Annotated in this window: 9 protein-coding genes and 1 rRNA gene; 8 read left to right on the top strand and 2 right to left on the bottom strand. The window is 73.8% G+C overall.

What is annotated here, in order from left to right:
* From rrf to ACGF5U_RS31325, 3 genes are all read left to right on the top strand, one after another.
* Positions 1–91, top strand: a 5S ribosomal RNA gene (gene rrf / locus ACGF5U_RS31335); the annotation flags it as partial.
* A gap of 233 nt (positions 92–324) precedes the next feature.
* Entirely contained in the window at positions 325–1,422 is a 1,098-nt protein-coding gene (locus ACGF5U_RS31330; RefSeq protein ID WP_392715483.1) for a hypothetical protein, read from the top strand.
* Entirely contained in the window at positions 1,419–2,123 is a 705-nt protein-coding gene (locus ACGF5U_RS31325) for a hypothetical protein (protein WP_392715463.1), read from the top strand. Before ACGF5U_RS31330 ends, ACGF5U_RS31325 begins: the two co-directional genes overlap by 4 nt.
* 100 nt (positions 2,124–2,223) lie before the next feature.
* Here ACGF5U_RS31325 and ACGF5U_RS31320 read toward each other — a convergent pair whose 3' ends face one another.
* A complete protein-coding gene (locus ACGF5U_RS31320; RefSeq protein WP_392715462.1) occupies positions 2,224–3,504 on the bottom strand; it encodes a DUF1015 domain-containing protein in 1,281 nt (426 codons plus the stop codon).
* 71 nt (positions 3,505–3,575) lie between these two features.
* Here ACGF5U_RS31320 and ACGF5U_RS31315 point away from each other — a divergent pair, with 71 nt between their 5' ends.
* From ACGF5U_RS31315 to ACGF5U_RS31300, 4 genes are all read left to right on the top strand, one after another.
* Entirely contained in the window at positions 3,576–4,604 is a 1,029-nt protein-coding gene (locus ACGF5U_RS31315; protein WP_392715461.1) for an HAD-IIA family hydrolase, read from the top strand.
* A gap of 130 nt (positions 4,605–4,734) precedes the next feature.
* Positions 4,735–5,790: a FecCD family ABC transporter permease gene (locus tag ACGF5U_RS31310; RefSeq protein ID WP_392715460.1), complete on the top strand. Its 1,056-nt coding sequence runs from the start codon at positions 4,735–4,737 to the stop codon at positions 5,788–5,790.
* Positions 5,787–6,845, top strand: coding sequence for a FecCD family ABC transporter permease (locus tag ACGF5U_RS31305; RefSeq protein WP_392715459.1), 1,059 nt, complete (start codon positions 5,787–5,789; stop codon positions 6,843–6,845). The genes ACGF5U_RS31310 and ACGF5U_RS31305 overlap by 4 nt, the downstream gene beginning before the upstream one ends.
* Before the next feature lie 44 nt (positions 6,846–6,889).
* Complete coding sequence (locus ACGF5U_RS31300; protein WP_392715458.1) at positions 6,890–7,900, top strand: ABC transporter ATP-binding protein; 1,011 nt, start codon at positions 6,890–6,892, stop codon at positions 7,898–7,900.
* On the opposite strand, the gene ACGF5U_RS31295 is transcribed toward ACGF5U_RS31300, so the two are convergent.
* Positions 7,889–8,236: a sterol-binding protein gene (locus ACGF5U_RS31295; RefSeq protein ID WP_392715457.1), complete on the bottom strand. Its 348-nt coding sequence runs from the start codon at positions 8,234–8,236 to the stop codon at positions 7,889–7,891. The genes ACGF5U_RS31300 and ACGF5U_RS31295 overlap by 12 nt on opposite strands.
* A gap of 42 nt (positions 8,237–8,278) precedes the next feature.
* Here ACGF5U_RS31295 and ACGF5U_RS31290 point away from each other — a divergent pair, with 42 nt between their 5' ends.
* Complete coding sequence (locus tag ACGF5U_RS31290; protein WP_392715456.1) at positions 8,279–8,590, top strand: hypothetical protein; 312 nt, start codon at positions 8,279–8,281, stop codon at positions 8,588–8,590.
* Positions 8,591–8,594 lie beyond the last annotated feature (4 nt).

The raw sequence follows: 8,594 nt of genomic DNA, 5'->3' as shown, positions 1-8,594 counted from the left end.
GCCCGGTTACATTCCGAACCCGGAAGCTAAGCCTTTCAGCGCCGATGGTACTGCAGGGGGGACCCTGTGGGAGAGTAGGACACCGCCGAACAATCTTTCACGGACCCGTGGTCCCAGCGTTCATGCTGGGACCACGGGTCCTTTTGTTTTTGCTTGAATTTGCTCGCAGCGCGTCGGCGCGCCGACTGCGCGAGAATGACTTGCGGTACCCGAAGACAGGAGCCACACCCATGTCCACCAACTCCTCCGACGACCGTCCGGAACGCGAGCCGCGTCGTAGGGACGGTGGCGAGCGGGGCGGTTTCCGTGGTCCGCGCCGTGACGATGACCGGCGTGGCGGCGGGTTCCGTCGCGACGACAGGCCGGCGTTCCGTCGCGATGACCGCGACAGGGACCGCGACCGCGACCGTGGCCGGGATCGCGGCGGTGATCGCGGCGGCGACCGTGGTCCGCGTCGTGACGACCGCGACCGCGGTGGGTTCGTCCGCCGCGACGACCGGGACCGTGGCGGTTTCCAGCGTCGTGACGACCGTGACCGGGACCGTGGTGGCGATCGCGGTGGCTTCCGCCGCGACGACGACCGGAACCGTGGTGGTTTCGCTCGTCGTGACGACCGTGACCGGGACCGTGGTGGCGATCGCGGTGGCTTCCGCCGTGACGACGACCGTGACCGTGACCGTGGCGGTTTCCAGCGGCGTGACGACCGGGATCGCGACCGTGGTGGCGATCGCGGTGGCTTCCGCCGCGACGACGACCGCGATCGTGGTGGCTTCCGCCGTGACGACGACCGCGATCGTGGCGGCTTCCGCCGGGACGACGACCGCGACCGTGGCGGCTTCCGCCGCGACGACGACCGTGACCGTGGCGGCTTCCGCCGGGACGATCGGCGTGACGATCGGCGTGACGACCGGCGTGACGACCGCCCGCGTGGCCCGCGGCGCGACGACGACCGGGACCGTGGCGGCTTCCGCCGTGGCGGTGACCGGCCCACGTTCCCGCGTGACGACCGTGCGCCTCGCCGTGACGACCGGGACCGTGATCGCGGTGGCTACCGCGGCCGTGACGACCGCCGTGACGACCGCCGTGACGACCGTGCGCCCCGTCGTGACGACCGGCCTGCCTTCCCGCGTGACGACCGCGCGCCCCGCCGCGACGACCGCGACAGGGACCGCGACCGTGGCGGGTTCCGTGGCCGTGACGACCGGCCGCGTGGGCCGCGCCGTGACGACCGGGACCGCGACCGGGCCGGCGGCGGCCGGGGCGGTTACCGTGGCCGCGACGACCGTGGCGGTTACCGGGGCCGTGACGACCGGCGTGACGACCGGGGGCGGGACCGCGACCGCGAGCCCATCAAGCGGCTCCCGATCCCGGACGACGTCACCGGCGACGAGATCGACAAGGATGTGCGGCAGGAGCTCATGAGCCTGCCGAAGGGCCTCGCCGAGGACGTCTCCAGGAACCTGGTGATGGTCGCGAAGCTCATCGACGAGGAGCCGGAGAAGGCCTACGCGTACTCGCGCATCGCCCTGCGGCTGGCCTCGCGTGTCGCCGCTGTCCGCGAGGCCGCCGGTTTCGCCGCGTACGCGACGCAGAAGTACGCCGAGGCCCTCGCCGAGTTCCGGGCGGCCCGCCGGATGACCGGTGGCGTGGAGCTGTGGCCCGTCATGGCCGACTGCGAGCGCGGGCTCGGGCGGCCGGAGCGCGCGCTGGCGATGGCCGGTGAACCCGAGGTGCAGAAGCTGGACAAGGCCGGCCAGGTGGAGATGCGGCTCGTCGCCGCCGGGGCCCGCAGGGACATGGGGCAGGTCGACGCCGCCATCGTGACGCTGCAGAGCCCTGAGCTGGCCTCGAACTCCGTACAGCCGTGGACCGCGCGGCTGCGGTACGCCTACGCCGACGCCCTGCTGGCGGCCGGCCGCGACGCGGAGGCCCGCGAGTGGTTCGCGAAGGCGCTGGAGTCCGACAAGGACGGTGCCACCGACGCGTCGGACCGCCTCGCCGAACTGGACGGTGTGGAGTTCGTCGACGCCATCGACGAGACCGCCGACGAGACCGTCGATGAGATCGGGGCGGAGAGCACCGAGGCCGAGCGCGCCGGGGACGACGACGCCGAGCAGGTCTGATCCCTGAACACATGACGGAAGGGCGGCACCCCACGCGGGTGCCGCCCTTCCGTCGTCTCGCTCGCTTGTCGAGCCCGGGTCGAGGTCAGACCGGAACGGGTCAGCCCAGGTCGAGGCTGCGCAGCACCAGGCCCGTCGCCGGCTTCGGGCCGAAGGACGTGGACTTGCGGGGCATCGTGACGCCCTGGCGCGCCAGGTCCCGTACGACCTCCTCCCGGACCGGGTGCATCAGGACGGCCGTGCCGCCCCGCCGCTCGGCCTGGGTGACGGCGGCCCGCGTGTCATGGATGTACGTGATGTGCTCGGGGGCGTCCGGGACGCGCCAGATGTGGTCGAGCAGCGTCGAGTGCAGGACCGTGGCGTCCAGGCTCTGCCAGGCGGCCGGCCGGTCCGCGCGGATGGTGCGAGCCAGCAGGGCCGGGTCGGGGTGGTCGAGGAGGTGGAAGCGGCCGTCACCGGCGAGGAGGAACGCGTTGCCGTCGGCGGCCGCGTCCGCCAGGGCGTCCAGCGCGCGCGGGAGCGGCCCGTCGAGGGTGCGTACACGGAACGTGCCGTCGAGCGCGGCCAGGGCGTCGGCGACCGGGAGGCGGTGCAGCAGCCGGTGGATGGCGCGGACCTGCAGCGGGTAGCGGGCCGTGTCGATGAGGAGGACCAGGCCGTAGTTCCAGGGGCCGGGCGCCGGATGCTCCTCGCGGAGGCGCAGGTAGGTCGCCCAGCGGTGGTGGCCGTCGGCGATGAGCGCCTGGTGCCGGGCGAGGTCGCCGGCCGCCACGGCCAGGTCGCCCGCGTCCGTGACGGCCCACAGACGGTGGCTGAAGCCGTCCTCGGTGGTGGTGGCGATCAGTGGCGTGCCCTGGATGGCGCGCTCGATGACGGCGGTCGCTCCTGTGTTGCTGCCGTCTCCCCGGTAGGTGAGGAGCAGCGGTTCCAGGTTCGCCGCGGTCGTACGCATCAGCGCCGCGCGGTCCTCGACCACGTGCGGCATCACGTCCTCGTGGGGCAGCACGATGCCCTCGGCGGGTGCCGACAGTTCCAGGGCGCCGATGAGGCCCCGCTGGAGCAGGTCGCCGTTGCGCTGTTCGTACACGTAGAGGGCCGGCTCGGTGTCCGGCGCGAGTATGCCGTCGGAGAGCCAGGCGTCCAGCGTCTCGGCGGCCTGCCGGAGGCGGGCCTCCGGCGTGGGGGCCTGCGGGAGTATGAGACGGACGATGTTGTGCGGGTCGGACGACTCCAGGTGGTGCAGGCCGTCGGGCCGTACGACGACGTCGTACGGCGGTGAGGTCACCGCGGCGAGACTGCCGACCCGCTCGGGGACGTAGCGCAGCCCTCGGAACGGGTTCAGGCGCAGACCGCCATTGGCCGCGGGACCTGGTGTGTTCATCCTTGCATCGTATGTGGGCCGGTGGATGAGCGATGATCGGGGGACGGAAATCGAGCGAGGAGCGCAGAGTGATGGGGCAGCAGGGGCGGAACCGGCCGGGCGGCAGTGCGACGGCGCTGAGCCGGGCGTACGACACGGCGCTGCTGGACCTCGACGGGGTCGTGTACGCGGGCGGTGAGGCCATCGCGTACGCCGTGGACGCGCTGGGTGCCGCCCGGGACGGTGGCATGCACCTCGCGTACGTCACGAACAACGCCCTGCGGACGCCCGACGCCGTCGCCGCGCACCTCACCGAGCTGGGAGTGCCGGCCGCCCCGGACGATGTGATCACCTCGGCGCAGGCGGTGGCCCGGCTCATCGCCGACCGGCTGCCCCAGGGGTCGCGGGTGCTGGTGATCGGCGGGGACGGGCTGCGGGTCGCGCTGCGGGAGCGGGGGCTCGAACCGGTCGAGTCGGCGGACGACGAACCGGCGGCCGTGGTGCAGGGGTACGGCGGTCCCGAGCTGCCCTGGGGGCGGTTCGCGGAGGCGTCGTACGCGATCGCGCGCGGTGTGCCGTGGTTCGCGTCGAACACCGACCTGACGATCCCGAGCGCCCGGGGTATCGCCCCGGGCAACGGCGCCGCCGTGGAGGTCGTGCGGATCGCGACGGGCGCCGAGCCCGAGGTGGCGGGCAAGCCGCTGCCGCCGATGCACCGGGAGACGATCCTGCGGACCGGCGCGCGGAAGCCGCTCGTGGTCGGCGACCGGCTCGACACCGACATCGAGGGCGCGTTCAACGGCGGCGTGGACTCGCTGCTCGTACTGACCGGCGTCACCGGTGCCGCGACCCTGCTGGCGGCGGTGCCGGAGCATCGGCCGACCTATGTCGACGCGGATCTGCGGGGCCTGCTCACCGGACAGCCGGAGGTGGCGGCGACGGACGCCGGGTTCGTCTGCGGCGGCTGGACCGCGTCGGCGGGCGCGGACGCGCTCGTACTGGACGGGGACGGGGCCGCCATGGACGGGCTGCGGGCACTGTGCGCCGCCGCCTGGACCAGCGCGGGAGCCGCGGCCTGCACGCTCGACGCGGAGAAGGCGCTGGCCCGGCTGGGCCTGTGAGCCGGTGAGCCTGCCGGGAGCCTCTGGGCCTCTGGGCCGGTGAGCCTGCGCACTGGCGAGCCGGTGAGCCTGCCGGTGCACCGGTGCCCGCGTCGACGATCAATCAGGGAGGGTAGGCTAACCTAACCGCGTGTTGGTCGACAGTCCTCCCGAACAGAGCGCGGAACCACCCCTGGCCGCAGCCGAGCCCCGCAAGCGCCATGGCCTGCGCGCGGCCGGGTTGCTCGTGGCCGTCGGCGTCCTGCTGCTGATCTGCGTCGCGAGCATCATGATCGGAGCCAAGCCGGTTCCTCTCGGCGACGTGTGGCACGGGCTGTTCCACCCCACCGGCACCGGCAACGATGTCATCGTCCGCGACGTCCGCGTGCCGCGCACCGTCCTCGGACTCCTCGCCGGCATCGCGCTCGGCCTGTCCGGTGCCGTGATGCAGGCCCTCACCCGCAACCCGCTCGCCGAGCCCGGCCTGATGGGCGTGAACGCGGGCGCGGCGGCCGCCGTCGTCACGGCCATCAGCTTCCTCGGCGTCACCTCCCTCACCGGCTACGTGTGGTTCGCGTTCCTCGGGGCCGCCGCCGTGTCCGTGGTCGTGTACGCGCTCGGCGGCAGCCGCGGCGCCACGCCCGTACGGCTGGCCCTGGCCGGCACCGCGGCGACCGCCGCCCTGTACGGCTACGTCAACGCCGTACAGCTGCTGGACTCCGCCGCGCTGGACCGGCTGCGCTTCTGGACCGTCGGCTCGCTCGCCAACGCCGACATGGAGACCGTCGGCAAGGTCGCGCCCTTCCTCGGCGTCGGCGTCGTGCTCGCGCTGCTGATCGCCCGGCCCCTGAACGCCATGGAGATGGGCGACGACACCGCCCGCGCGCTCGGCGCGAACCTGACCCGTACGCGGGTGCTGGCGATGCTGGCGGTCACGCTGCTCTGCGGCGCGGCGACCGCGGCGTGCGGGCCGATCGTCTTCATCGGCCTGATGGTGCCGTACCTGGTGCGCGCGCTCACCGGCCCCGACATGCGCTGGATCCTGCCGTACGCGGCGGTCCTCTCACCCGTGCTGCTGCTCGGCTCCGATGTCGTCGGCCGTGTCGTCGCCCGTCCCGCCGAGCTCCAGGTCGGCATCGTCACCGCGCTGCTCGGCGGGCCCGTCTTCATCCACCTCGTACGCCGCAAGAGGATGGCCCAGCTGTGACCGCGACCCGTACCCCCACCCGCTCGGTGCGGGCGATCCGCACGCCCGGCGGACTGTCCGTGCGGGTGGAGCGCCGGGCGGCCGCCGCCGTGCTGGTGCTGCTGGCGGCGACCATCGCCGCCGCTGTCGTCCTCATCGGCAGCGGCGACTTCCCCATCGCGCCCGCCGACGTCGTCGCGACGCTCCTCGGTGACGGCACCGCCGCGCAGGAGTTCGTCGTCCAGGACCTGCGCCTGCCGCGGGTCCTCGTCGCGGTCCTCGTCGGTGTCTCGCTCGGCCTGGGCGGCGCCACCTTCCAGTCCCTGTCCCGGAACCCGCTCGGCAGCCCCGACATGATCGGTTTCGGGCAGGGCTCGGCGGTCGGCGCGCTGGCCGTGATCGTGCTGTTCCAGGGTGGTCCCGGCGCCGTCGCGGGCGGGGCCGTCGTCGGCGGCGCGGCCACCGGCGTCGCGGTCTACCTGCTGGCCTGGAAGCGGGGCGTGCACGGCTTCCGGCTGGTCCTCGTCGGCATCGGCGTCGCCGCCATGCTGACCGCCGTCATCCATTACCTGATCACCAAGGCGAATCTGGTCGACGCCACCCGGGCCGTGCTGTGGATGACCGGCTCGCTCGACGGCCGGGACTGGGCCCAGTTCTGGCCGCTGCTGGCCGTCTGCGCGGTCCTCGTGCCGCTGTCCCTGGCGTACGGGCGGCCCCTGCGCATGCTGGAGATGGGCGATGACGCCGCGTACGCCCTGGGCGTCCGGGTCGAGCGGACCCGTATCGTGCTCATGGGCTCCGCCGTGCTCCTCGTCTCCGTCGCCACGGCCGCCGCCGGGCCCATCACGTTCGTCGCGCTGAGCGCGCCGCAGCTCGCCCGCCGGCTCACCCGCTCGCCCGGCCCGAACCTCGCCGCGTCCGCCCTCATGGGCGCCGCCCTGCTGCTCGTCGCCGACTGGACCGCCACCAACGCCTTCGGCGAGCGCCAGCTGCCGGTCGGCGTCGTCACCGGTGTCGTCGGCGGCGTCTATCTGCTGTGGCTGCTGGTCACCGAACGCAAGGCGGGCCGGTTGTGACCCCCGAGACCTCCCCGACCCCCGAGAACGCCAGGAGTACGTCCATGCAGCGCCAGAGCCGACGCCCGGCCCAGCGCCTCACCGCCGAGGCGGTCACGCTCGCCTACGAGCAGCGGATCATCGCCCGCGACCTGTCGGTCGAGATACCCGACCACTCCTTCACGGTGATCGTGGGCCCGAACGCCTGCGGCAAGTCGACCCTGCTGCGCGCCCTGTCGCGGATGCTGAAGCCGACCGCGGGCCGGGTGCTGCTGGACGGCCAGGCCATCCACGCCATGCCCGCCAAGAAGGTCGCCCGGACCCTGGGGCTGCTGCCGCAGTCCTCCATCGCGCCCGACGGCATCACGGTCGCCGACCTCGTCGCCCGGGGCCGCTACCCGCACCAGGGCCTGCTGCGCCAGTGGTCGGCGGAGGACGAGCGGATCGTCCAGGAGTCGATGGACGCCACGGGCGTCGGCGAACTCGGCGACCGGTACGTGGACGAGCTGTCCGGCGGCCAGCGCCAGCGCGTCTGGATCGCGATGGCCCTCGCGCAGCAGACGCCGCTGCTCCTGCTGGACGAGCCCACGACGTACCTCGACATCCAGCACCAGATCGACGTCCTCGACCTGTGCGCCGAACTGCACGAGACGCAGGGCCGCACGCTCGTCGCCGTCCTGCACGACCTGAACCACGCGGCCCGGTACGCCACGCACCTCATCGCCGTCCGGGGCGGGGAGATCGTCGCCGAGGGGCCGCCGTCGGAGATCGTCACCGCCGAACTGGTCGAGCGGGTCTTCGGGCTGCGCTGCCAGGTCATCGACGACCCCGAGACGGGGACACCGCTCGTCGTGCCCGCGGCGCGCCGGGCCCGCGGCGGCGCGGCCGCGCGAGCCACCTCGGTCGGCACGTCTGCTGCGGCGGACTCGGTGGCGGCGGACGCAGCGGCGACGGACGTGGTGGCGGCGGATGTGGTGGCGACGGACTCGGTGGCGGACGCGGCGCCGGCAGACGGGGCGGCGACGGACGCGGCGGCGAGTGGCGCGGTGTCGGCGGGCGCGGCGCTACAGAAGTGAGCGCAGGCGCAGCAGGTCGCGGAACCCGGCCTCCAGCCTGACCCGGCCCACCGCCCACGCCCTGGCGAAGGCCAGCTCCCCGGCCACCAGAGCCACCAGGTCGTCCCCGGTCAGCGCCAGCCGGATCTGCGCCTTCTCGCGGGGCGGCCCGTCATGCCGGTCGAGCACCTCGACCCGGCCGGCCGTGAGACGGCCGGTGAAGGTCGTGTCGAGATCCGTGACGTGGCAGCTGAGCGAGCGGTCCAGGGCCGCGACACCGTGAATATCGCCGTCGGTCCGTGCCAGGGTCCGGGCGAACGCGTCGAGTGCGGAGCGGCACTCCTCGATCGTGGCCATCGCCACCGACCGTACCGCAGGGCTTCGCGGTAGCGTCGGGGCATGAACGACGACGCGATGCCGGCGGAGCCGGAGGCCGGTGCGGAGGCGGTCGCGGACGAGCCCGGTACGGAGGCCGCGGCCGACCGCGCGGAAGCGTACGAGCCGGCCGCGCCCGCGCCCCTGGGCGTCGGGCTGACCCCCACCGGGTACGCCCCGGTGGACGCCGCGCTGGAGCGGCTCGGCGACGCCGACCACCTCCCGGCGGACGGACACCTGGCCGTGTACGAGGATGTACACCGGGGCCTGCGCGACGAGCTGACCGCGCTGGACGCCCGGCCCCCGCAGGCACCGTCGTACGACCACAGGAGCTGAACCG

Origin of the sequence: Streptomyces sp. NPDC047886 (assembly GCF_043204435.1) — a bacterium.
Lineage (GTDB): Bacteria > Actinomycetota > Actinomycetes > Streptomycetales > Streptomycetaceae > Streptomyces.
Note: the sequence above shows the minus strand (reverse complement) of the source record. Positions and strands in the feature narration are given on the sequence as shown.